This is a genomic window from Pseudomonas sp. P129, assembly GCF_020312195.1.
In the GTDB taxonomy this organism is placed as follows: Bacteria; Pseudomonadota; Gammaproteobacteria; order Pseudomonadales; family Pseudomonadaceae; genus Aquipseudomonas; species Aquipseudomonas fragariae.
Genome location: NZ_JAGPYS010000003.1, coordinates 259,427 through 282,571 on the forward strand (window position 1 = coordinate 259,427; position 23,145 = coordinate 282,571).

General features: G+C 60.3%; 19 protein-coding genes. 3 read left to right on the forward strand and 16 right to left on the reverse strand.

Annotation, left to right across the window (positions count from 1 at the left end; translation table 11 throughout):
• Position 1: 1 nt before the first annotated feature.
• A complete protein-coding gene (locus KBY02_RS10925; RefSeq protein WP_225650345.1) occupies positions 2 to 1,096 on the forward strand; it encodes an RHS repeat-associated core domain-containing protein in 1,095 nt (364 codons plus the stop codon).
• 43 nt (positions 1,097 to 1,139) lie between these two features.
• Here the strand turns inward: KBY02_RS10925 and KBY02_RS10930 are convergent, their stop codons facing one another.
• The 3 genes from KBY02_RS10930 to KBY02_RS10940 are packed head-to-tail and all read right to left on the reverse strand — an operon-like array spanning position 1,140 to position 3,559.
• Positions 1,140 to 1,574: a hypothetical protein gene (locus KBY02_RS10930; RefSeq protein ID WP_024660495.1), complete on the reverse strand. Its 435-nt coding sequence runs from the start codon at positions 1,572 to 1,574 to the stop codon at positions 1,140 to 1,142.
• Positions 1,575 to 1,581: 7 nt separating this feature from the next.
• Complete coding sequence (locus tag KBY02_RS10935; RefSeq protein WP_002552284.1) at positions 1,582 to 2,010, reverse strand: DNA polymerase III subunit chi; 429 nt, start codon at positions 2,008 to 2,010, stop codon at positions 1,582 to 1,584.
• 58 nt (positions 2,011 to 2,068) lie between these two features.
• On the reverse strand, positions 2,069 to 3,559 hold the full coding sequence (locus tag KBY02_RS10940; RefSeq protein ID WP_011266820.1) for a leucyl aminopeptidase: 1,491 nt from the start codon (positions 3,557 to 3,559) through the stop codon (positions 2,069 to 2,071).
• A 319-nt stretch (positions 3,560 to 3,878) separates the two neighbouring features.
• Here KBY02_RS10940 and lptF point away from each other — a divergent pair, with 319 nt between their 5' ends.
• Positions 3,879 to 5,006: an LPS export ABC transporter permease LptF gene (gene lptF / locus KBY02_RS10945; protein ID WP_003316899.1), complete on the forward strand. Its 1,128-nt coding sequence runs from the start codon at positions 3,879 to 3,881 to the stop codon at positions 5,004 to 5,006.
• The gene (gene lptG, locus KBY02_RS10950) at positions 4,993 to 6,054 is read left to right on the forward strand and encodes an LPS export ABC transporter permease LptG (protein ID WP_004406700.1); all 1,062 of its coding nucleotides are present in this window, start codon (positions 4,993 to 4,995) and stop codon (positions 6,052 to 6,054) included. Before lptF ends, lptG begins: the two co-directional genes overlap by 14 nt.
• 128 nt (positions 6,055 to 6,182) lie before the next feature.
• On the opposite strand, the gene KBY02_RS10955 is transcribed toward lptG, so the two are convergent.
• The 13 genes from KBY02_RS10955 to KBY02_RS11015 form a co-directional block, all read right to left on the reverse strand.
• Positions 6,183 to 6,395, reverse strand: a complete 213-nt coding sequence (locus KBY02_RS10955) for a cold-shock protein (RefSeq protein WP_003365337.1) — start codon at positions 6,393 to 6,395, stop codon at positions 6,183 to 6,185.
• A gap of 411 nt (positions 6,396 to 6,806) precedes the next feature.
• On the reverse strand, positions 6,807 to 7,931 hold the full coding sequence (gene gcvT / locus KBY02_RS10960; RefSeq protein WP_024660496.1) for a glycine cleavage system aminomethyltransferase GcvT: 1,125 nt from the start codon (positions 7,929 to 7,931) through the stop codon (positions 6,807 to 6,809).
• Between the two features lie 81 nt (positions 7,932 to 8,012).
• Complete coding sequence (gene gcvP, locus KBY02_RS10965) at positions 8,013 to 10,877, reverse strand: aminomethyl-transferring glycine dehydrogenase (protein ID WP_032656281.1); 2,865 nt, start codon at positions 10,875 to 10,877, stop codon at positions 8,013 to 8,015.
• Between the two features lie 10 nt (positions 10,878 to 10,887).
• The gene (gene gcvH, locus KBY02_RS10970) at positions 10,888 to 11,271 is read right to left on the reverse strand and encodes a glycine cleavage system protein GcvH (protein ID WP_032656283.1); all 384 of its coding nucleotides are present in this window, start codon (positions 11,269 to 11,271) and stop codon (positions 10,888 to 10,890) included.
• 325 nt (positions 11,272 to 11,596) lie between these two features.
• A complete protein-coding gene (locus tag KBY02_RS10975; protein WP_104683774.1) occupies positions 11,597 to 13,714 on the reverse strand; it encodes a putative bifunctional diguanylate cyclase/phosphodiesterase in 2,118 nt (705 codons plus the stop codon).
• Between the two features lie 9 nt (positions 13,715 to 13,723).
• A complete protein-coding gene (locus tag KBY02_RS10980) occupies positions 13,724 to 14,113 on the reverse strand; it encodes a response regulator (protein ID WP_004406684.1) in 390 nt (129 codons plus the stop codon).
• Positions 14,098 to 15,828, reverse strand: coding sequence for a PAS domain-containing sensor histidine kinase (locus tag KBY02_RS10985; protein WP_011266825.1), 1,731 nt, complete (start codon positions 15,826 to 15,828; stop codon positions 14,098 to 14,100). Before KBY02_RS10985 ends, KBY02_RS10980 begins: the two co-directional genes overlap by 16 nt.
• A gap of 170 nt (positions 15,829 to 15,998) precedes the next feature.
• Complete coding sequence (locus tag KBY02_RS10990) at positions 15,999 to 17,507, reverse strand: sigma-54-dependent transcriptional regulator (protein WP_004406678.1); 1,509 nt, start codon at positions 17,505 to 17,507, stop codon at positions 15,999 to 16,001.
• 315 nt (positions 17,508 to 17,822) lie between these two features.
• A complete protein-coding gene (locus tag KBY02_RS10995) occupies positions 17,823 to 18,179 on the reverse strand; it encodes a DUF5064 family protein (RefSeq protein WP_002552307.1) in 357 nt (118 codons plus the stop codon).
• 98 nt (positions 18,180 to 18,277) lie between these two features.
• A complete protein-coding gene (locus KBY02_RS11000) occupies positions 18,278 to 18,736 on the reverse strand; it encodes a YbaN family protein (protein ID WP_004406667.1) in 459 nt (152 codons plus the stop codon).
• Positions 18,733 to 19,347 carry a biliverdin-producing heme oxygenase gene (locus KBY02_RS11005; RefSeq protein ID WP_011266826.1) on the reverse strand — a complete coding sequence of 205 codons (615 nt, stop codon included), beginning with the start codon at positions 19,345 to 19,347 and terminating at the stop codon, positions 18,733 to 18,735. The genes KBY02_RS11000 and KBY02_RS11005 overlap by 4 nt, the downstream gene beginning before the upstream one ends.
• A gap of 114 nt (positions 19,348 to 19,461) precedes the next feature.
• The gene (locus tag KBY02_RS11010) at positions 19,462 to 22,041 is read right to left on the reverse strand and encodes a TonB-dependent receptor (RefSeq protein ID WP_225650350.1); all 2,580 of its coding nucleotides are present in this window, start codon (positions 22,039 to 22,041) and stop codon (positions 19,462 to 19,464) included.
• Between the two features lie 121 nt (positions 22,042 to 22,162).
• Positions 22,163 to 23,128: a FecR family protein gene (locus KBY02_RS11015; RefSeq protein ID WP_024640387.1), complete on the reverse strand. Its 966-nt coding sequence runs from the start codon at positions 23,126 to 23,128 to the stop codon at positions 22,163 to 22,165.
• Positions 23,129 to 23,145 lie beyond the last annotated feature (17 nt).

A 23,145-nucleotide genomic window follows, 5' to 3' on the forward strand; every position in this document is an offset into this window, starting at 1 on the left:
CATGGACGATACGCCTGAAGGCAGACGCGTGCTGTGTCGATATCGCTATGACGCGCTGGACCGGGTTGCGGTTGTCGATCCCGATGCACAGGAAGCAGTGTCGCGGTTCTATCAAAAGAAACGTTTGACGGTCGAGATACAGGGTGCAATGCGCCGTCGTGTGTTTCTCGGTGAAGACCGTTTGCTGGCGGAATATCAGGCTGACGGCGCTGCCGAGCGAGTGGACCTGCTGGGCACCGACAGGCAAAGCAGTGTGCTGCATGCCCTGAGTTCAGAGGGGCGGCAGCCGCTGGCTTATAGCCCTTACGGACATCGCGCGCAGGGCGGCCCGTTTTCCGGCTTCAACGGCGAGGGCGCGGACCCTGTGACCGGGCATTACCTGCTGGGTAACGGCTACCGCGCGTTCAACCCGGTGCTGATGCGTTTCAACCGACCAGACTCGCTGAGTCCATTTGGGCGGGGAGGCCTGAATGCGTATGCCTACTGTCAGGGCGATCCGGTTAATCGGAGTGATCCGGGTGGGCACGTCGGGGTCCACATACTCTTTCTCGACAAGTTACCGGACCTGGCGCTTGGCAGAATATTCAGGCACTTGTCTTTCAAGGACATGGCCGCAGTGAGTGGAGCGTCTAATACATTGAATGAGAGAGGAGCCGGGCTGATAGCCTTGCAGTTAAATAAGCGTTTTGTAGACGCCAGTGACCCAGGCGTACTGTCGAACCTTCGCAGCGCTATAAAAAGCGAAACGGGTGTTTTGCCCAGTGTATTCAAGAGTGAAGACTTCAAAACACGATTTGATGAGGTCGTGGCGAACGCCAGCCAAAAAATGAGTGATCGAATCAAGGAGGCCAAGCATGCCGAGCAATCATTCTCTGATAAATTCACGGGTAAACCCAATACCAGTTACGACGATTTCAAGAAAGCATTGGTTAGTAAGCGCAAGGAGCACGAAGGGTCTCTCGAAATGCTGCTAAATATTAATAGAGATGTGGCTAGACGCACGACGCTCATGGGAGCCTGGTACACCCAAATTGGTCTCAAGGGGAAAATGGAGCGGCGCGTAGCAGATATCCGCTCCCTATTGAATACTCCCTGACAGCGTCTCTATGTGCGTGTATTCCGGACTCCTGATCACACGCTCACTTCTGCTGCTGCGCCAATAACCGCTCCAGCCTTGCCTCCAGCCGGCGTTTGATTTCGTTTTCGATATGCGGGGCGAAGTCGTCGATGACGTCCTGCATGATCAATCGCGCGGCTGCGCGCAACTCGTTGTCCAGGTGCAGCAGTGCATCAGGGTTGGGCAGCGCTTGCGGCTGGGCTGCCTGCTGCGCCTGCGGGGCGGGTGCTGTGTGCGCATCAGGTGTCAGCGTCGGGATGTCGTCTTCGTCGAAGTCCTGTTGATACGCCGCGTCGGGGCGAGCGCCGACAACATCGAACAACAGGGGAATCTGACCTTCGGGACGAGCTGTGTCGTTCGACTGGGGGGAATGTGCGGGGTCATCGCCGAGCAGTTGGCGGATCGACTCGAGGTCGTTCAGCAAGTGCGCGGATTCAGCTTTTTTTGAAGTATCCATCGTGTCCTCAAAGGCGCTGCAGTCGGTGATCTTGCGGAGGATAGCCCTGTTCGCGGTAGGAACGGAAACTCTCGCGTGCGGCAAGACGTATGGCCGGGTCTTCGACAACGACTTCGGCCACGCGGGCGAAACGTTTGAAGAAGGCCGGAATGCTCAGGTCGAGATTGACCAGCAGGTCGCTGTGTTCGCCCGAGTCGTCGCCCAGACCCAGTACCACGGCCGCATCGTGATCGCTCTCGGCGTCGCCATGGGGCAGGAACACTTCGCCTCTGAAACGCCAGAGCCGGGCATCGAGGTCCTCACGCTGCGCAGCATCGCTGCAATGCAGATAGACCTTGTGACCCAGGCGCCAGGCCTTTTCCGTCAGCTTGCAGGCAAAATCCAGGCGGGCCGCAGGATCGGCGCTGGGCAGGATGTAGAAGTCGACTTGAGTCATGTGGGTTCCAGAACCGGAGGCGTATCGACTGTGCAGCCGATACGCCAGGGTCTCTTTCTTATACGCCGGCGCGGTCGAGCAGGTATTGGGTCAGCAGTGGAACCGGACGCCCGGTGGCGCCTTTTTCCTTGCCGCCGCTCAGCCATGCGGTGCCGGCGATGTCTAGGTGAGCCCAGTGGTAGGCCTTGGTGAAGCGCGACAGGAAGCAGGCCGCGGTGATGGTGCCGCCTTTCGGGCCACCGATGTTGGCGATGTCGGCGAACGGGCTGTCGAGCTGCTCCTGGTACTCATCGAACAACGGCAGCTGCCAGGCACGGTCATCGGCCTGTTTGCCCGCGTCGAGCAACTGATTGATCAGCGCGTCGTTATTGCCCAGCAGGCCGGAGGTATGGCCACCCAGTGCAACGACGCAGGCGCCGGTCAGGGTTGCGATATCGATCACCGCCTGCGGCTTGAAACGCTCGGCGTAGGTCAGTGCATCGCACAGCACCAGACGGCCTTCGGCGTCGGTGTTGAGGATTTCGACGGTCTGGCCGCTCATGGTCGTGACGATGTCGCCTGGACGTGTCGCAGTGCCGCTCGGCATGTTTTCGGCACAGGCCAGAATGCACACCAGATTGATCGGCAGCTTCAATTCGAGCACCGCACGCAGGGTGCCGAACACGCTGGCTGCGCCGCACATGTCGAACTTCATCTCGTCCATGCCCGAAGCAGGCTTGATGCTGATACCGCCGGTATCGAAGGTGATGCCTTTACCGACCAGCACGAACGGCTGGTCGCCTTTTTTGCCACCCTGGTAGTTCATGACGATGAGGCGCGGCGGCTGGGCGCTGCCCTGTGCTACCGCGAGGAACGAACCCATGCCCAGATCGGCCAGTTTCTTCTCGTCGTGGACTTCCACTTTCAGGTTCTTGTGTGCCTTGCCCAGTGCCTTGGCTTCTTCGCCCAGGTAGGTCGGGTGGCAGATGTTCGGCGGCAGATTACCCAGGTCGCGGGTCAGCGCCATGCCAGTGGCGATTGCCTGAGCGTGAGTCGAAGCGCGTTCGACGTCGGCCGCCTTGACCTTGTCGGTCAACAGGGTGATTTTCTTCAGGGCACGAACTTCGGCTTTCTGGGTCTTGAAGCGGTCGAAGACGTATTCGCCGTCGGCCAGGGCTTCGACCAGCAGGCGAGCCATGCCATAGGTGTCGCGGTTTTTCACCGACAGGTCATCGAGCGCAATCGCTGCATCGGTGCCGCCCAGGCCCTTGAGGCAGGTGAGCGCTGCGCCGACGATCTTTTTCAACTGACGGTCCGACAGCTCGTCTTCCTTGCCGGTGCCGACCAGCAGAACGCGCTCGGCCTTGATGTTGGGCAGATTGTGCAACAGCAGGCTCTGGCCGACCTTGCCGGCCAGATCGCCGCGCTTGAGGATCAGCGAAACGGCTCCGCCGCTGAGAATATCCACAGTTCTGGCAGCACCGGCCAGTACACGGCTTTCACCGACGGTGACCACCAGAGTTGCGGTTTTCAAGGTTTCTGGGCTTACGCTTTTAACAACCAATTCCATGTGGGGTCCCCGAATAGACGATGAGAGTCGCAATATGAATGTCGTACGCAGCATGGCCCGAGTGTTTTCAGGGGCGATGCCTGCGCTAAGCCTTGCAGTTTGACCCCGCTGCACGACTGCTGACAACCCCGCAGAGCTGCCTGTCTGGCGTCTATGTGCGAACTATCCCCGGTGCGCAGTGACAGAAACACACAATCACAGGATAATGCCGCATATTTTTTGAGGCCCACGCTTTTTGTCGGCGTGAAGCTCTGGTTGCCGTGGCTCACAAATTTTCCCTGTTTGGCTGCCTGAGCCTGACAACTCTGGAGTGTCTGGTTTGATTGTCTTCCGTTATCTGTCCCGAGAAGTGCTGCTTACCTTGAGTGCGGTCAGCGCCGTACTGCTGGTGTTCATCATGAGCGGGCGCTTCATCAAGTACCTGGCGCAGGCCGCGTCCGGTGCGCTCGATCCTGGCGTACTGTTCCTGATCATGGGCTTCCGCCTGCCGGGCTTTCTGCAGGTCATCCTGCCGCTGGGCCTGTTCCTCGGCATCCTCATGGCGTACGGACGCCTGTATCTGGAAAGCGAGATGACCGTGCTGGCCGCAACCGGCATGAGTCAGCAGCGCCTGCTGGCTATCACCATGGGGCCGGCCACGCTGGTGGGTCTGCTGGTCGCCTGGCTGAGCTTCAGCCTGGCTCCGCAGGGTGCGACGCAATTTTCGTTGCTGATCAATCAGCAGGACGCCATGACCGAGTTCGACACGCTGGTGCCGGGCCGTTTTCAGGCGCTGCGTGACGGTACGCGTATCACCTACACCAAGGAGCTGTCGGAAGACCGCTCGCAACTGGCCGGCGTGTTCATCTCGGAAAAGCGCATGTCCAGCGACAAGAGCAAGGACAACGGCATCACCGTGCTGGTCGCGGAGAAGGGCCACCAGGAGGTACGGCCCAATGGCAGTCGCTTCCTGATCCTCGAGAACGGCTATCGCTATGACGGCAATCCGGGGGCTGCCGACTACCGCGTGATCAAGTACGACACCTACGGGGCGATGCTGCCCAAGCCGGAAATCAGTGAGGAAATCACCGACCGTGAAGCCATTCCGACCAGCGAGCTGATCGGCAACCCGGCACCGCGTTCCGTGGCCGAGCTGCAGTGGCGTATTTCGCTGCCGCTGTCGGTGTTCATCGTGACCTTGATGGCCATCCCGCTGTCACGGGTCAATCCGCGTCAAGGCCGTTACCTGAAACTGCTGCCGGCGATCCTTCTGTATATGTCTTACCTGGCCATTCTGATTTCGGTGCGCAGTTCGCTGGAGAAAGGCAAGCTGCCGCTCAGCCTGGGGATGTGGTGGGTGCATGCCATCTACCTGTCCATCGGACTGCTGTTGTTCTATTGGGAGCCTCTGCGCCTGAAGATGGCGAGTCGTCGCAGCGTCACGGAGGTGACTCGTGGTCAAGCTTGATCGATACATTGGCAAAAGCGTCCTGCTGGCGATTCTCGCGGTTCTGGGCATCATTCTGGGGCTGGTCTCGCTGTTCGCGTTCATCGACGAGATGGGCGATATCAGCGACACCTACACACTGGCGGATGCGCTCAGCTACGTCATGCTGACGGCGCCACGTCGCGTCTACGACACCTTGCCGATGGCCGCCCTGATCGGTTGCCTGATCGGTCTGGGTACGCTGGCCAGCAGCAGTGAGCTGACCATCATGCGTGCGGCGGGCGTGTCCATCGGGCGCATCGTCTGGGCGGTCATGAAGCCCATGCTGGTGCTGATGATCGCAGGCGTGCTGGTCGGCGAGTACGTGGCTCCCTATGCCGAGAACCAGGCTCAGGCCGCGCGCTCGCTGGCCCAGGGCTCAGGTGATGCGCAGAGCGCCCGCCATGGTCTGTGGCACCGCCAGGGTGACGAGTTCATCCATATCAACACGGTACAGCCCAATGGCCTGATGCTCGGTGTGACACGTTATCGTTTCGATGACCAGCGCCACATGCAGACCTCCAGCTTTGCCAAAGAAGCCAACTTCAAGACCGATTACTGGGAATTGAAGGACGTCACCACCACGCACTTCAATGACGGCCGCACCGAGGTCATCAACACCCCGGTCGAGCGTTGGGACGTGGCGTTGAGCCCGCAACTGCTGAGCACGGTAATCATGCCGCCCGAGTCGCTGTCCATCAGCGGCCTCTGGAGCTACGCGCATTACCTGGCTGATCAGGGTTTGAGCAATGGCCGCTACTGGCTGGCGTTCTGGACCAAGGTCCTGCAACCGGCGGTGACCGTCGCGCTGGTGTTGATGGCGATCTCGTTCATCTTCGGCCCGCTGCGCTCGGTTACCCTGGGGCAGCGCGTATTTACGGGTGTAGTGGTGGGCTTTACCTTCCGCATCATTCAGGACCTGCTCGGTCCATCGAGCCTGCTGTTCGGTTTCCCGCCGTTGCTGGCGGTGCTGCTGCCAGCTGCCGCCTGTGCGCTGGCCGGAGTACTTCTGTTACGCCGGGCCGGGTAATGCATCAGCCGGACTGAAAAAGCCGACCCCCGGGTCGGCTTTTTCATGGGCGCTTGCTAATCCCGCATGCAAAAAAGCCTCTGGCATCGCTGCCAGAGGCTTTCTTGTAAATGCGTGGTGCGTCGTTCTCAGCCTTCGGCTTGAACTTCGTCAGCCTGCATGCCTTTCTGGCCCTGAACTGCAACGAAGGTAACTTTCTGGCCTTCTTTCAGGCTCTTGAAGCCGTTACCCTGAATAGCGCGGAAGTGTACGAACAGATCCGGCCCGCTCTCAGGAGTGATAAAACCAAAACCTTTTTCGTCGTTGAACCACTTGACGGTACCGCTCTGACGTTCAGCCATTTTCTTATTTCCTTGACGCTTGACTTGAATTGGTTACAGCCTCTTTCGCATGAAAGAGCACTGGGGCTGGTTGCAGGAAGTAAGAAACGTAGAACGGGTTGTAGCAAACCTAGAGCTACTGCCCAGGTCCAGATTCGGCGACCCATGCAAACACAGTCCGGAAACTCTACGCCAACTCTCGTTGCAAATACAACCCCCTTGCCTGGCTCCCTGTTTTCGGGGCTTTGGCCTTATACCTGCAGTGTTTGCATGGTGTGCACGGTGTTTGATCCGTCATAACATTTTGCACTTTATAGGTGCATTTTTTGCATATATGACAGGCTGTTCACGCGGCTGAAATACTCACGAAACACTGCAGGGGAACAGTGCCCCAGCAACACCGAAGTGTTGCTGTTTTTTTGACGCCGCTATTTAACCGCGGAAGTAACGTTGCGCAACGAAAGGCATTTTTGCAACGAGCATGGGGACTTTCTTGCCGCGCACCATTGCCCACACCGGTGTATTCAGCGCCGTGTAATCGTTATGCAGATAACCCATGGCCAGTGGGCCAGCCAGCGAAGGGCCAAAGCCGCCGCTGCATACCGTGCCGATGACCGCGCCCTGTTCATCGACGATCTCGGTACCTTCGCGCACGGGCGTGCGCTCCTGCGGAAGCAGGCCGACTCGCTTCTTGCTGACACCGCTCTGTTGCTGGGCAAAGATGCGCTCGGCTCCCGGGAAGCCGCCTGCACGCGCACCGTCGGCGCGACGCACTTTGGAAATCGCCCATAGCAGACTGGCCTCGATCGGCGAGGTCTGCGTGTCCATGTCATGGCCGTACAGGCACAGACCGGCTTCCAGCCGCAGCGAATCACGTGCACCCAGACCGATCGGGGCCACTTCCGGCTCATCCAGCAGGCGACGTGCCAGGGCTTCAGCCTGTTCGGCAGGCACCGAAATTTCATAGCCGTCTTCGCCGGTATAGCCCGAGCGACTGACATAGCATTTGACGCCCAGCAGCGTGACGCTGTTGAACTGCATGAAGGTCATTTTGGCGACTTCCGGGGCGAGGCGTGCCAGTACGGTTACAGCGGCAGGCCCTTGCAGCGCGAGCAGGGCGCGTTCTTCAAACAGTGGTTCGATTTTGCAATGCCCGGCCAGGTGCCTGCACAAGTGCGCCAGGTCCTGATCCTTGCAGGCCGCATTGACCACCAGCATCAACTGGTCGTTACCGAGATTGGCAACCATCAGGTCATCGAGAATGCCGCCGTTCTCGTCGGTGAACATCGCGTAACGCTGCATGCCGACCGGCAGGTCAATGATGTCTACCGGCACCAGGGCTTCCAGCGCCTTGGCGGCGTCTGCACCGGTGAGGCGAATCTGGCCCATGTGCGAGACATCGAACAGACCGGCCTGAGCGCGGGTGTGCAGGTGCTCTTTCATTACGCCCGCCGGGTATTGAACAGGCATGTCGTAACCGGCGAAGGGCACCATCTTCGCGCCGAGTTCGCGGTGCAGGGCGTGCAGGGGAGTGGTCAGCAGTGATTCTGTGGACATGTTCGATTCCTTGTTGAGCGGGTCATACCGGTGGCACTGCCTGTGCGTGCAGCGCAATCAGGCAGTGCCAGGCAGCGGCTGTCACGCTTCCTGATAGTTCTCGATGGACGGGCAGGCGCAGACCAGGTTGCGGTCGCCGAAGACGTTGTCGACACGACCGACCGGAGGCCAGTACTTGTTCTCGATCAGTGAATCGACCGGGTACACCGCCTGTTCGCGGCTGTAAGGATGGCTCCACTGGCCGACGATTTCGGCAGCGGTGTGCGGCGCGTTTTTCAGCGGGTTGTCATCCTTGTCCAGGGTGCCGTTTTCAACTGCGCGGATTTCTTCGCGGATCTTGATCATGGCATCGCAGAAGCGGTCCAGTTCTTCTCGGGATTCACTCTCGGTCGGCTCGATCATCAGTGTTCCGGCGACCGGGAACGACATGGTCGGGGCATGGAAGCCGAAGTCGATCAGGCGCTTGGCCACGTCGTCGACGCTGATGCCGCTGCTGTCCTTGATCGGGCGCAGGTCGAGAATGCACTCGTGCGCGACCAGGCCGTTGCTGCCGGTGTAGAGCACCGGGTAATGCTCCTCCAGACGGCGCGAGATGTAGTTGGCGTTGAGAATCGCCAGTTGCGAAGCGCGCTTGAGGCCTTCACCGCCCATCATGCGGATGTACATCCAGGTAATGGGCAGAATGCTGGCGCTGCCGAACGGTGCCGCGCAGACCGCGCCTTCCTTGCGCTCCATGCGGGCATGACCGGGCATGAACGGGGCGAGATGGGATTTCACGCCGATCGGGCCAACGCCCGGGCCGCCACCGCCGTGGGGGATGCAGAAAGTCTTGTGCAGGTTGAGGTGCGACACGTCGCCGCCGAACTTGCCCGGTGCGCACAGGCCAACCATGGCGTTCATGTTTGCGCCATCGATATAGACCTGGCCACCGTTGTCATGAACGATGCCGCAGATTTCGCGAATGCCTTCTTCGAACACGCCGTGGGTCGACGGGTAGGTGATCATGATCGCCGCAAGCTGGTCGCGATGCTGAACGGCCTTGGCGCGCAGGTCTTCGATGTCAACGTTGCCGCGTGCATCGCAGGCGGTCACCACGACGCGCATACCGGCCATGTTGGCGGTCGCCGGGTTGGTGCCGTGCGCCGAGGAAGGGATCAGGCAGATGTCGCGATGTTCGTCGCCACGGCTCTGGTGATAGGCGCGGATCGCCAGCAGCCCGGCGTATTCGCCCTGCGAGCCGGCGTTCGGTTGCAGCGAGATCGCGTCGTAACCGGTGGCTGCACAGAGCATGGCCTCCAGCTCATCGGTCAGTTGCTGATAACCGGCGCTCTGCTCGGCCGGGGCAAACGGGTGCAGGTTGCCGAACTCGGCCCAGGTCACCGGGATCATTTCGCTGGCGGCGTTAAGCTTCATGGTGCACGAGCCCAGCGGAATCATGGTGCGATCCAGCGCCAGGTCCTTGTCGGCCAGCTTGCGCAGGTAGCGCATCAGCTCGGTTTCCGAGTGATAGCGGTTGAACACCGGATGACTGAGGATCGCTGACTGACGCAACAGCCCGGCCGGCAGGCGCGACTGCACGCTGTCTGCGAGCGCGGCGAAGTCCGGCAGGCTCTGGCCGTCGCTGGCGAAGATTGCCCACAGCGTTTCGACGGCCGACTGCGAGGTGGTCTCGTCCAGTGACAGACCCAGACGCTGGTCATCGATTTCGCGCAGATTGATGTGCCTGGCGCGTGCGGCGGCATGCAGTGCAGCGGTTCTGTCGCCGGTGTGCAGGGTCAGGCTGTCGAAGAAAAATGCCTGCTCGGCCTTCAGGCCCAGCGCGCTCAAGCCTTCGGCAAGAATCGCGGTCAGCTGGTGAACACGATTGGCGATCTGTGTCAGTCCGCGTGGACCATGGTAGACGGCGTACATGCTGGCGATGTTGGCCAGCAGCACCTGTGCGGTGCAGATGTTGCTGGTGGCCTTTTCGCGACGAATATGCTGTTCGCGGGTCTGCATGGCCAGGCGCAAGGCCTGCTTGCCGTGACGGTCCACCGACACGCCGACCAGACGGCCCGGCATGTCACGTTTGAACGCATCGCGGGTCGAGAAGTAGGCCGCATGCGGGCCACCGAAGCCCAGTGGCACACCGAAGCGTTGCGCGCTACCAATCGCCACGTCAGCGCCGAATTCGCCTGGCGGGGTCAGCAGGGTGAGGGCCAGCAGGTCGGCAGCCACGGCGACCAGTGCGTTGGCCGCGTGGAAGCGTTCGACCAGTTCGCGGTAATCGAACACGTCGCCATTGCTGGCCGGATATTGCAGCAGTGCGCCGAAGTAATCGCCGACATCGCCCAGCTCGTGCTCATCGGCCACGACCACGGTAATGCCCAACGGCTCGGCGCGGGTACGCAATACATCCAGGGTCTGCGGGTGGCAGTGGCTGGACGCGAAAAACTGTTGGCTGGCCTTGTTTTTGCTCAAGCGTTTGCAAAAGGTCATTGCCTCGGCGGCGGCGGTGGCTTCGTCGAGCAGAGAGGCGTTGGCAATCGGCAGGCCGGTGAGGTCGCTGATCAGTGTCTGGAAATTGAGCAATGACTCCAGGCGGCCCTGGGAAATCTCTGGCTGGTAAGGCGTGTAAGCGGTGTACCAGGCCGGGTTTTCCAACAGGTTGCGCAGAATCGGTGCTGGCGTGTGGGTGTTGTAGTAACCCTGGCCGATGTAGGTCTTGAACAGCTGATTCTTGCTGGCGATGGCCTTGATGGACGCCAGCGCATCGGCTTCGCTCTGCCCGGCAGGCAGGTTCAGAACGCTGGTGCCCTTGATGCTTTCCGGGATAACGCTTTCGCTCAGCGCTTCGATGGAATCGAAACCCAGTGTTTGCAGCATGGCCAGCTCGTCAGCCGCGCGCGGGCCAATGTGACGGGCAATGAATTCGTTGGCAGTGGTCAGTTCGATACGGTCAGTCATGGCGTGCTCCTCAGGCTTCGGCGTTGGCTTTGATCAGGCGGTCGTAGGCGTCCTGATCCAGCAAGCCGTGAATGGCGTTGGCGTCTTGTGGAACGAAGCGAAAGAACCAGCCCGCACCGAGGGCATCTTCATTGACCAGCTCCGGCGTGGCATCGAGGGCGGAATTGACCTCGACGACGTCACCGTCCAGCGGCATGTTGATGCTGCTGGCGGCCTTCACCGATTCCACCACCGACACTTCAGCGTGTTGAGTGTAGGCCTGTAAATCCGGGAGCTGCACGAAGACCACATCGCCCAGCGATTCCTGTGCGTAGGGCGTAATGCCGACCGTCACGCTGCCGTCGGTTTCGGCACGCAGCCATTCATGGTCAACGGTGAATCGCAAATCGCTCATACAAACTCCTCGGAGAACAGGGCTCGCGCAGGACGCGAACAATATGAGCCATGACCTAGCAATTTAGCGGCCATGTTTTATTTTTCTTTTTAAATCAATGGTTTGTATGTTATTTGGCTACGCTTGACGATATCGGGTGTAGCGAAAACGCTACGGTCGTCAGGTATTTGAAAATACCTGACTGATCAAGGCCTTGATGCGTGGGGAGTGAGCTGTTTTGGAGCGAAATCGTTACGTTGGAGCGTTTTCGTTACGATCGGGCCGGCATGATTGCACCCGGCTACCAATGGCTATCACCCGGAACCCGTCGCTAGCGCGTCGGCAGTTACCCGACGCGGCTTGCCGGTGAGCACAAAAACGCTTCGAGCTCTTCAAGCGGCAGTGGCTTGCTGATCAGATAGCCCTGAATTTGATCGCAATGGTTTTCGCGCAGGAACGCCAGTTGCTCTGGGGTTTCAACCCCTTCGGCGATCACCTGCAGGTCGAGGCTGTGAGCCAGCTCGATGATGGCTCTGGCGATGGCCGCGTCCTGTGGGTTGCTGGTCACCTCGCGAATGAATGCGATGTCGATTTTCAGCTTGTCGATAGGGAAGCGGCGCAGGTACGCCAGGCTTGAATAGCCGGTGCCGAAGTCGTCGATGGAAATACTCACGCGGTTGGCTCGCAGTGCTCCCAGGGTGGCGATGGTGTGTGCGGTATTTTCCATCAACGAACTTTCTGTCAGCTCGACCTCAAGCCACTGCGGCGCAACATTGTGTTTTTCGAGGGCCTGACGGATGTCGGCAACCAGGCTGCTGCTGGAAATCTGTTGCCCGGAGATGTTGACCGCGACCTGAAACGAGCCCAATCCGGAGCGTTGCCAGCGCGCAATCTGGGCGCAGACGCTGTCGACCACCCAGTTGCCGACTTCACCGATCAGGCCGAGGCTTTCCAGTACGGGGACAAATACGACAGGCGAAACGCCTGGATGACCAGGGCGTGGCCAGCGCAACAGCGCCTCAAGTCCGCAGATACGGTCGTTGTTCAGGTCCAGCTTGGGTTGGTAGACGATTTCGAAGGCCTGGTTGCGCACCGCTTCGCGCAGCGCGGCCTCAAGGTCCAGACGGGCCGAAACGTCGGCGTTCATCTGCGGCGTATAGAACCGGTAGTTGTCCGGGCCGATCTTTCGAGCGCTGTTCATGGCGGTGTAGGCATGTCTGATCAGCTCGCGCGAGTCTTCGCCATCCTCCGGGTACAGGGCAATGCCGATGCTGGCGGTCATGACCAGGCTCTGGCCTTCTATGCGGAAGGGCGCTCGCAATGCGTTGCGGATGCGTTCGAGCGTTTGCCGGGTATCCGCCTGGCCGGGACGAAGCATCAGAATCAGGGCGAACTGATCGCCGTCCACGCGGCCGAGGGTGTCGCTGGCATTCAGGCAGTTCGACAGTCGGCGGCTGACTTCCAGCAGCACCTCATCGCCCAGCACATGCCCCCAGGTTTCGTTGATGTTCTTGAAACCGTCGATATTGACTGTCAATGCCGCCAGCTTCCAGCGACTGATGGCCGCCTGGGTCATGCCCATTTGCAGGCTGGTAAAAAACAGATCCCGGTTGGGCAGGCCGGTCAGCGTGTCGTAGTGGGCCATGGTCAGCAGGCGCTGGTCGCTTTCCTTGCGCCGGGTGATGTCGCGCACGATGCCGACGATGACCCAGTCCTCGCCGGTTCGGTAGGCCTGGCGATGGATTTCGACCTCGACATCCCGGCCGCTCTTGTCGCGAATCTGGGTTTCCAGCGGTTCGCTGGGGCCTTTGCCGGCGATGATCTGGTCATACACGACCTCAAGCTGCTCCATGGACGTCTCGCCCAGTTCCGCAGGTGTCTTGTGCGACAGCTCCTCGGCGGTGTAGCCCAGCAACTGGCAGGCCCGGCGGTTGAATTCGATCAGGCTCATGGTGTTGCGGTTGATCAGGAAGATCGCGTCTTCGGAGGCGTCCATTACCGTGCGAAAACGCTCGAGATCGATGGTGCGCTGCTGCAACTGATCTTCGAGGATCAGGCTGTGGCTCTTCAGGTAGTCGCCGAACGCCTTGAGACGCAGCAGGTTACGCACGCGCAGCCACAGTTCGGCGCTGTCCACAGGCTTGTTGAGGTATTCCTCGGCCCCCGCTTCCAGCCCTGAAAGACGGGAACTCTGGTCGTCGAGTGCCGAGAGCATGATGATCGGTATATTGGCGGTGCCCTTTTCGGCCTTGAGCTGGCTGGCGACTTCATAGCCGTCCATGCCCGGCATCATGATGTCCAGCAGAATCAGGTCGGGTGCCTGTCGTTTGATCATGGCCAGCGCCAGCTCGCCTGATTCCGCCGTCAGTGTCCGGTAACCCTGGTTCTGCAAGAGAACCTCCAGCAGGTCCCGGACATGGACGTCGTCATCGATAATCAGGATGGTCGCGGCGCTCTGGGTCATATCGAATGCTCAGGTAATGGGCTGTTGAGGCAGATTTTTTTCCAGCAGTGTGTCGATGACCCGGTACAGCTCCTTGTAGCGCAACGGCTTGATGACATAAGCGTTGCAGCCCGCCAGGCGGATCTTCTCCTTGTCTTCCTTCATGGCCATCGCGGTCAGTGCGACCACCGGGATCGCGGCGGTGCCGGCGTCTTTCTTCAACAGCGCTGTGGCGGTCAGGCCATCCATTTCCGGCAGATGGATGTCCATCAGGATCAGGTCGGGCTGACGCTCGCGAGCCAGTTTCAGGCCGGTTTCGGCATCGACGGCCGACAGCACAGTGTGCCCGGCGCTGGTCAGCAATAGTTCTGCCAGACGCATGTTCGCCGCATTGTCTTCAATGATCAGGATCTGGGCCATCGCGCCTCCGCTGATTCAGGTGAGCGGATGGGCAGCCAGACCACGAAGCGTGCGCCGAGGTCCTTCACGCTGGCGACCGCGACGCAGCCGCCGTGAAGTTCGGTCAGTTGCTTGACCATCGCAAGACCCAGTCCGGTGCCTTCGAATTTGCGTGCCAGGCCGCTGTCGATCTGGCTGAACGCCTTGAACAGCTTGTTCATGTCGCTTTGGGCGATGCCGATTCCGGTGTCGCTGACACTCAGTTCCAGAAACTGCTCACAGTCACCGGACGCAAGCGCAAACCCGTAGGTCGGCCAGTCACCGTCGATAAGACCTGCCTGGGAAGCCGGCACCAGACGCACCGCCAGCGTCACCCAGCCACCGGGCTCGCTGAATTTCACGGCGTTGGCCAGCAGGTTGTAGACGATCTGCTTGGTCTTGCGTCGATCGAGCTCAAGCTCACCGAATTCGGCCTCTGTTTCCAGTTTCAGCTGAATGTGTTGCAGGGCGGCTTGCTCACGCACGATCAGCAGGCTGTTGCTCAGCAGTTCGTCCAGATCGACCGACTCGAGCTCCAGCGTCATCATGCCGGCCTCGACCTTGGACAGGTCGAGGATGTCATTGATCAGCGACAGCAGGTGCTGGCCGCTGTTGAAGATATCGCCTATGTAGCGTCGCTGGGCATCGGTCATGTCGCCGACCATGCCGTCCCTGAGTGCCTCGGAGAAACCGATCACGGCGTTGAGCGGGGTGCGCAACTCGTGCGACATGGTGGCAAGAAACTCGGACTTCATGTGGCTGGCGTGTTCCAGCTCGATATTCTTTTCTTCCAGCGTTCGCTCGAAACGCTTGCGCTCGGTCACGTCGCGGGCCGCGGCGAAGACACCCTTGAGCTTGCGGTCACGGTCATGAAAGGTCGCGGCGTTGTAGGACACCACGGTTTCAGTGCCGTCGTAGGCGCGCACGGTGAGTTCGTAGTCACTGACCTTGTGCTCGCTGAGCACGCGCTTGATGGCGGCATCGGCACTCGCCGGGTCGGTGAAGAAGTTCTTGCAGGGCGCGCCGATCAATTCGTCGCGGGTGCGCCCGGTCAGCGCCATCATCTGCTTGTTGACGTCGGAAATGATGCCTTGCGGGTCGGTCATCATCAGCGCATCGATGTTCGATTCGATCAGCGAACGGGTATAGAACTGTTGGTCCCGCAAGCGCTGATCGAGCAAGGCCTGAGCTTCTTCCTCCTGCTTGCGCGCGGTGTTGTCGGTGCCGATCAGCAGATAACCGATGATGGTTTCGGCGCTGTCGCGCAGTGACGTGACCGAGACCATGGCCGACAGGCGGCTGCCATCCTTGCGGATGTAGGTCAGTTCGTAGATGTCTTCGATGCCGCGCGAAGCCTTGAATACCAGGGCTTCGAAACCCGGCGTGATGGGCGTGTTGAGTTCATGGCTGAGGGCCGCCGCGCGGATGATGAGCTCGGCGGGGTCGGAGATGTCCGCAGGTGTGATCTTGTCGACCACGTCTTCGGAGTGATAGCCGAGCATCCGTTCGGCGCCGACATTGAATATCTGGATAACGCCGTGCTCATCGGTTGCGATGCTGGAGAAGTAGGCGCTGTTGAAAATTGCGTCCTGCAGCGCGCCGGTCTTGAGAAGGATTTTCTGACGGCGAGATTCGACGATTTTTTCAGCGCGAGACTGAGCGTCGACAAGCGGGCGGTCCACTGGCGAGGTTGGCATATGACTTCCCGGTACTACCTGACCTTTTTGCCATTACGGCCGTAATCACACTACGGACATCCATTCAAATGGATGATAAGAGGTTCATGGACGATACCAGATCGTTATCGGCAAACTAGTTATTAAATGAATCCTTTCGGAATATATTTTCGATGAGCGACTTCAATCGACTAACGCTTGCCAGGAATTCCATATTTTCGCAGGCGATGAGCGATGGCGGTGTGCGAAGTATGCAGGCGATTGGCCAGTTGGCGGGTGGAAGGGTAATCCGCGTAAAGCTTTTCCAGCAGATTCCGCTCGAAGGCTTCGACGGCATTTTCGAGGCTGTCGATCGGGCTGTCGTTCTGGCGCGCCACTGCGGTGCCGGCGATATCCAGGTCGCCTATATCCACTTGAGTGTGTTCGCAGATGGCAGCTGCGCGAAAAATCACATTCTGTAATTGCCGCACATTGCCTGGCCAGCGGTTGCCGAGCAGTGCAGGGTAGGTGCCGGGTGCAAGTCTGCAGACCGGGCGCTGAATCTGTGCGCATGCCTGCTCCATGAAGTATCGGGCCAGCAGCAGAATGTCCTGACCGCGCTCGCGCAACGGTGGAACCTCAAGATTGAGGACATTAAGGCGGTAGAACAGGTCTTCACGGAAGGTGCCTTCGCTGACCATCTTTTCCAGATCGCGGTGGGTGGCGCTGAGAATGCGCACATTGACCCGTACTTCGCGATCGCCACCGACGCGCCGGAAGCTGCCATCGTTGAGAAAACGCAGCAGTTTGGCCTGCAGATAGGGTGACATTTCGCCGATTTCATCGAGAAATACGCTGCCCTGGTTGGCCAGCTCCATCAATCCCGGTTTGCCGCCACGCTGTGCCCCGGTAAACGCTCCCGGGGCGTAGCCGAACAGTTCGCTTTCGGCGAGGTTCTCCGGCAACGCCGCGCAGTTGAGGGCCAGAAACGGTTCGCCGTGGCGTGCGCTGCTGGCGTGACAGGCCCGGGCGACCAACTCTTTGCCGGTGCCGGTTTCGCCCTGAATCAGCAGCGGTGCGTCCAGCGCCGCCACCCGTTGCGCGCGTGCCTTGAGAGTGCGGATGGCGGCCGAGTCGCCGAGCAGAGCGTCGAAACCTTCGGCGTGATCATGGTGCAATGCCGACAGGCGTTCGCCGATTCGGCTGGGCAGGTACAGGGTAATCAGCGCGCCGGCCTCGGTGATCGGCGTGGCATCCAGCAGCAGTGCTTCACCATTGAGGGTGATCTCGCGCAGCGGCAGGCGAAAGCCGTTTTCCAGCAACGCGACGTGCAGACTGGGGTCGCTGAACAGCTCACCGATCGATTCGCCCGCCGGCTCCCTGCCGATCAGTGCAATGAGTGCCGGGTTGGCCAGCAGCACGTGCCCGGCGCTATCCAGAGCCAGCACCGGATCGGTCATGGCGGCGAGCAACGCGTCCAGCTGCAAGTGGCGACGCTGACCCGGAAGGATGTCGACCACGGTGATCGCTTCCACACCACGGACCCGAAACAGCGCGTCCTTGAGCTCTTCGAGCATTTGATGGCTGAGCGTCGGCGCATCGATGTACACGTTGGGCGGTACCATCTCCACCGCGTCCAGATTCAGATTGCGTCCACCCAGAATCGCCAGCACTTCCTGGGTGATACCGACGCGGTCGATGAAGCTGACATGGATGCGCATGAGGCGTTGACGGTTCGCGAATGAGAAGGCGGCAAGTATGCCTTGTGGCGGCAGGTTTGGTGAAATCCGCTGGTGTCCTTGCAGACACCTGTCACTCTTCACGCTCCTGCAGGCACCTATCGTTCCTCACGGCCCAGTGGAATGCCCTTCGTGACGCTCTGCGTCATGGATTTATGCCATGCCGCCTATTCAGGCGAGGACGCAGAGCGTCCAGAACGGCATACCCACGCGGAGCATGGGCACGATGGTGTTTTCCGATGCCTGATTCCTCCAGCTACTGCCCGCTGGTGTTCTCCAGGCCTCGGCTGCGCTGGCTTACTCCAGATGCTCCGGTTTAACCGGGTCGCCTGACTTGGCGTGGAGTTTGTCGCGAATGTCCGCGAACATTCGGTCATAGTCCTTGTGCTGGGCGATGGGCAGTGCGGCCGAGTTGGGCAAGCCGTGCCTTATCGCGATGCGACTCGCGTCATGGGCGAAGTTGAAGGCAAGGTCACGGGGCAACTGGAATTGCTCCTCGAACGGCTTGCCGTTGATTTCGCCCTGCATGGTGAAGTGCATGGACGTGCCTTGCTTGGGATCTTCCTCCACGTTGTAGCGCAAGTGGATGTCATAGCTGATATCCGACGGTTGAAGCGCCACGTGGGTGAGGTGCAGATGGCCTGGCTCGTACATGAAGTGACTCCATCAAGGTGTGAGTGTGCTCAGTCTGACACTGACCGAGACAGGACGGTTCAGCCTTGCGCAGGGTGCCACGCGCATCATGCCTGCGCTCAACGCTCTATCTTGTCCGGCTCCGGCCTCGACCAGATCCATAGATTGCCCAGCGCCATCCCCGTGAGTGCCAGGTACAGCCACCAGGCATGGCCGATCAGGCTCAGCATCACCACGGCACAGACAAGCATGCTGATGGTAGCGCTGATCTTGGCCTTGCGCGCGACCAGTCGGCCGTTACGCCAGTTGTACAGTATCGGTCCGAACACCCGGTGATTTTCCAGCCAGGCGTTCAGTCGCGGCGAACTGCGTGTTGCCGCCCAGGCGGCCAGCAGAATGAACTCGGTGGTTGGCAGGCCGGGAACGAAGATCGCAACGATGCCTATGCCCAGCGCGGTGTAGGCGAGGATGCCGTATAAAAGGCGTGAAAGTCTTGAGCCGGGTGGTTTGTACGTCATGGTCTCTACAGGCAGGTTCGGGGAGCCCGGCCAGCTTAACAGCACCGGGCGCTTTTTCATGCCTGTGCCATGTCTGCAACGGGAGCATCGGCGTAGGCGCACTGCAGCAACACGTTGAAACGCTCGAATGCGGCGATGGCGCCGCGATCGAGTTCTGCTTCCTGTTCGGCAGTCAGTGGCAGTTCATCAAGCGTTCGGACAAAGGCTTTCCAGCCTGCAGCCCGGCCTCCGGCAGGCTCGCCCAGGTGCCGCGCGCCGAAGCTGTCGCTCAGGTTCAGGGCCTGGGCACGTTTGATCAGGAATGCTGCACCGAGCTTGGAGCCCTCGGAGACGAACAGCCAGCCGAGCGCTTCAGCGCTGCTCGGCTTTTGTACCGCGCCCGCCACCGGCAGGGGAAGGTCCATGTTCAGGTCGGCAAGGTCTGCTCTGGCCTGTTCGGCCCGGCAGCGGGCCGGCAGGTCACTGATGATCGTTTGAAGCGTGGGGTCGCTGTACAGGGGTTGCAGCTCTTTCTGGAACAGGTACTGGGCAACCACGAAGCGCGAATAGCTGGCCAGGGTGTCAAACGGCGCATGTGCCTTGACCGCCTTGTCGAGCTGTTCATGCGGTGCGTGGGTGATCTGGCTCAGGCGTTGCGAACGCAGGGTCGGTCGGTTCTGATCAAGGGGCATCGTAGTCTTCCTTGCTGAAAAAGGGCTTGTTGAATAGACGAACAGTCAGGCCCGAAAGCGTAAAAAAAGCCTGCCGCTCGATCATCCAGCGGCGGCCTTCAGAGACGTTCGGGCTCAGATGTCCCACACCACATTGACGCTGAAATTGCGTCCCGGCTGGGTCAGGCGATCGAGGTTGGCGGGTGCGGTTACGCCGGCTTCTCCCACGCCGTCGTAGCCGCGCACATCGTCCCAGCGCCAGTATTTTTTATCGGTCAGGTTGTACAGGCCTGCGTTGACGGTCACGTCATCACTGACCTTGTAGTAGCCGGTCAGGTCCAGAATGCCGAAGCCCGGTGTCCTGAACTGGCTGGAGGTGCCGTCCGGCGTGTGGAAGTTGCTGTCATCCACGCGGTTCTTGCGCTTGACCAGAGTCCAGCTCAACAGACCGCCGTAGTGATCGCGGTCATAACCGAGCCCCATGACACCGGTCAGCGGGTTGACGCTGTTGAGCGGCTCGCCCGTGTCGTCGTTGCGGCCGTGCAGATAGGCGACCGAGGCCTGGCTGTAGAGACCGTTCGGCGCACCCAGGCTGTCGAGGTTCAGACGGCCTTTGAGTTCGGCGCCTTTGAGGGTGGCGTGGCGTATGTTGTTGGACTGGAAGGTGAGATCGCTATAGCCGGGAGTGATGGCGTCTTCGTTGATGAAGTCGCGGTACTTGTTGTAGAACACCGCGATGTCGAACGAGCCGGACTCGAAGCGACCGCGCAGCCCGGTTTCGTAACTTTTACTCGTTTCGGGCTTCAGGTTCGGATTGGGCTCGACCACGTACCCGGCGGTCGGGTTTGCGAAGCGTCCGTACAGTGACTTGGCTGAAGGCGTGCGGAAGCCCTCGGCATACTGGCCGTACCACGTGTAGGCATCGCTGAGTGCGTACGTCACGCCCAGCTTGGGTGACAGGCGATGCCAGGTTCGCGTTTCATCGTTCGCTTGGTCTGGGTCGGTCAGGCTGACCGATCTGAGGAATTGCGAGGTGAATGTCGGATCGAGCCGGGTATGGTCGTAGCGCACGCCGGGCAGGAAGGTCCAGTCATTCCAGCTGATCTGGTCCTGCGCAAACAACGCGTAGCTGGTGATGGTCGGGTCGGGGAAATCACTCGTTGCGGCCAGTCGGTCACTCGGGCTGTCTGCACCGACAGCGCGGCAGGAGCCGAAGACTCGCGCACAAGTGCCGCTGCCGCTGCGCAATCCGGTCACTTTCTGGCGCTTGATCGTTGTGCCGTAGGTCAGCACGTGGTCGGTGCTGGCAACGGAGAATGCCTTGTCCAGCTGGGCATCGAACACCCACTGCTTTTCCTGATACTGCGTGTCGCGTTCACGAATGACATCGCGGGAGAACGGAAAGTAACGTTCCCGGGTGCTCTGATCGGTTTTCGCGATCTGATAGTTCAAGCTCCACTTGACGTTGTCGACCAGCAGGCTGTCGAGGGCGAAGCTGTTTTCGATCCCAAAGCGCTCGCGGGTGATGGTGTCGTTACCTTCGCGCGCCTGATACATCCCCAGACCGCTGCCGTTGGCGAATGGCCCGCCGACTGCGCTTTTCAGATTGCTGTCGCGGTCGTCCTTGTACTTTTCATAGGCCAGCGCCAGACGCGAACCGTCGCCGTAATTCCAGCCCAGTTTGCCCAGCACATTGGTACTGCGCGCATCCTCAGGGTTGGCTTGCGTGCGGCTCAATCCGCTACCGCCGGTGCTGCCATAGGATTCGGTTTCATGGCCATTGCGCTGGCTGAGGTGCAGCAAGCCGTCGAACTCGCCCTGACGGCCTGCGACGGTGGCCGAGTTGAGCCAGCTTTGGTCTGCCGAGCTGTAGCCGGTTTTCAACCGTGCGCCGACATCCTTGCCGGGCTTGATGATGTCGTCCGGGTCCAGTGTGTAGTAGCTGACCACACCACCAATGGCGCTGCTGCCGTAGAGGGCCGAAGCGGGACCGCGGAGGATTTCCACGCGCTTGACGATCTCCGGGTCGACATAGTTGCGGTGAGTCTGTGCATAGGGACCGGTGAAAAAGCTGTCGGGCACCTCGACGCCGTCGACCTGGGTCAGGATCCGGTTGCCGTCGATGCCGCGAATGTTATAGCCGGTCGTGCCCGCACGCTGGCCTGCGCCACCCACCGAAACCCCAGGCTCGTAACGCACCAGGTCGCGGAGCGTGTTGACGTTGTCGCGGTCCAGTTCCTCACGGGAATGTACGCTGACAGTGCTCGGCACCGTGGCGACATCCTGGGCCTGGCGTGTGGCGCTGACAGTGATCTGATCCAGCGCCATGACGCCAGCGGTGGGGGCGCGTTTTTCCAGCACGACGCTGTTGTTGCCCAGATTGCGGTAGCTCAGCAAGCTTCCGGAAAGCATGCTGTCCAGCGCCTGGGCAGCGCTCAGTTCCCCGCTGGCCCCAGGGGAGATGACGTTTTGGGCCAGGCCCGCCGACATGCCTACCTGCCAGCCGGTCACGCGGCTGAACTCGTTCAGCGCCGATACCAGGGGTTGCTGACTGATCGAGAAGGGGTAGGTGGCCGCCGGGCGGGTCGCATGAGTACTTTCACTGGCAGCACTGGCGTTTGTCAGCTGCAGACTGGCGCCCAGTACCGCAATCGTCAGCAGAGAAAGCGTAAGCCTTGCGCGTTGTCGGGCGACAGGCGTGAACGTGGATGACATCGGTAGCGCTCCCTGGGGTGTTGCTCGTCATAGTGTTTACAAGCTGTTTCACAATGAGAATCAGTTGCATTGGCTATGACTAGACGAACGGCCAGTCGCTATCGAGTAAAAAAACTTTTCTTCAGTTGAGAATCACCAGCGCGGGCATTTCGTGAATGCTTGCCGACGTGATCTGCGCCAGCGAACGCACCACGTCGAGCGGGTTGTCCAGGCGGTAGTTGCCGGTTACGGCAACACGGTCCAGTTGCGCATTGGTGCTGACGATCCAGCCTGGATAGTAACGGCGCAGCTCAGCCAGTACGTCGCCCAGCGGGGAGTTGTCGAAGATCAGTCGGCCCTGCACCCAGGCCAGGTCCCGGGCCGGGTCAAGCTTTTCACGCTGCCCAAACCCGTCAGGCCCCACGCGAACGCTGTCTCCAGCGCCCAGACTGAGGCTGGAGTCGCCATGGCTGGCGTGCACGTCGACAGCGCCGCGTTGCACGTGTACCTGCGCGACGCCGTTCAGGTAGCGCACCGAAAACGCGGTGCTGTTGGCGCTCATGCGCACCGGGCCTGCTTCGATTTCCAAGGGCAGCCCGGGCCTGGGCGTGACATCGAAGAAGGCTTCACCCTGGTACAAGCGGGCAGAGCGCTGTTTTTCTCCGACCTGACTGGAGAAAGCCGAATCAGTATTGAGCAGCACCTTCGAGCCGTCCGCCAGTTCCAGGCGCTGGCGTTCACCGACGACCGTCAGATGATCGGCCTGCAGGCGCAAGGGCAGATTGCTGAAGCTGAACAACCCCAACAGCAGCACCGCAGCAGTGGCCAGAGGTTTCCAGTGGGAACGGGCACGCTGCCATGCCGAGCGCTTGCGCGGTGGTGCGATATTTTCGGCTGCGCACCGAACCGGCTGCGAGCTCCAGAGCGTCCGGGCCTTCTCGAATGCGCGAGCGTGGTCGGGATCGGCATTCAGCCATTCCTGAAAACGCGCCTGGTGCGCATCGTCTGCGCCTTCCAGCTCGATCAGCCAGGTCAGGGCCTGATCCATTGCAGCGTTGCTCAACACGTCCTGCGCGATCGCGTGCGGACGTTCTGTTTTCGGGGCCACGGTGTTCCTCGGCAATC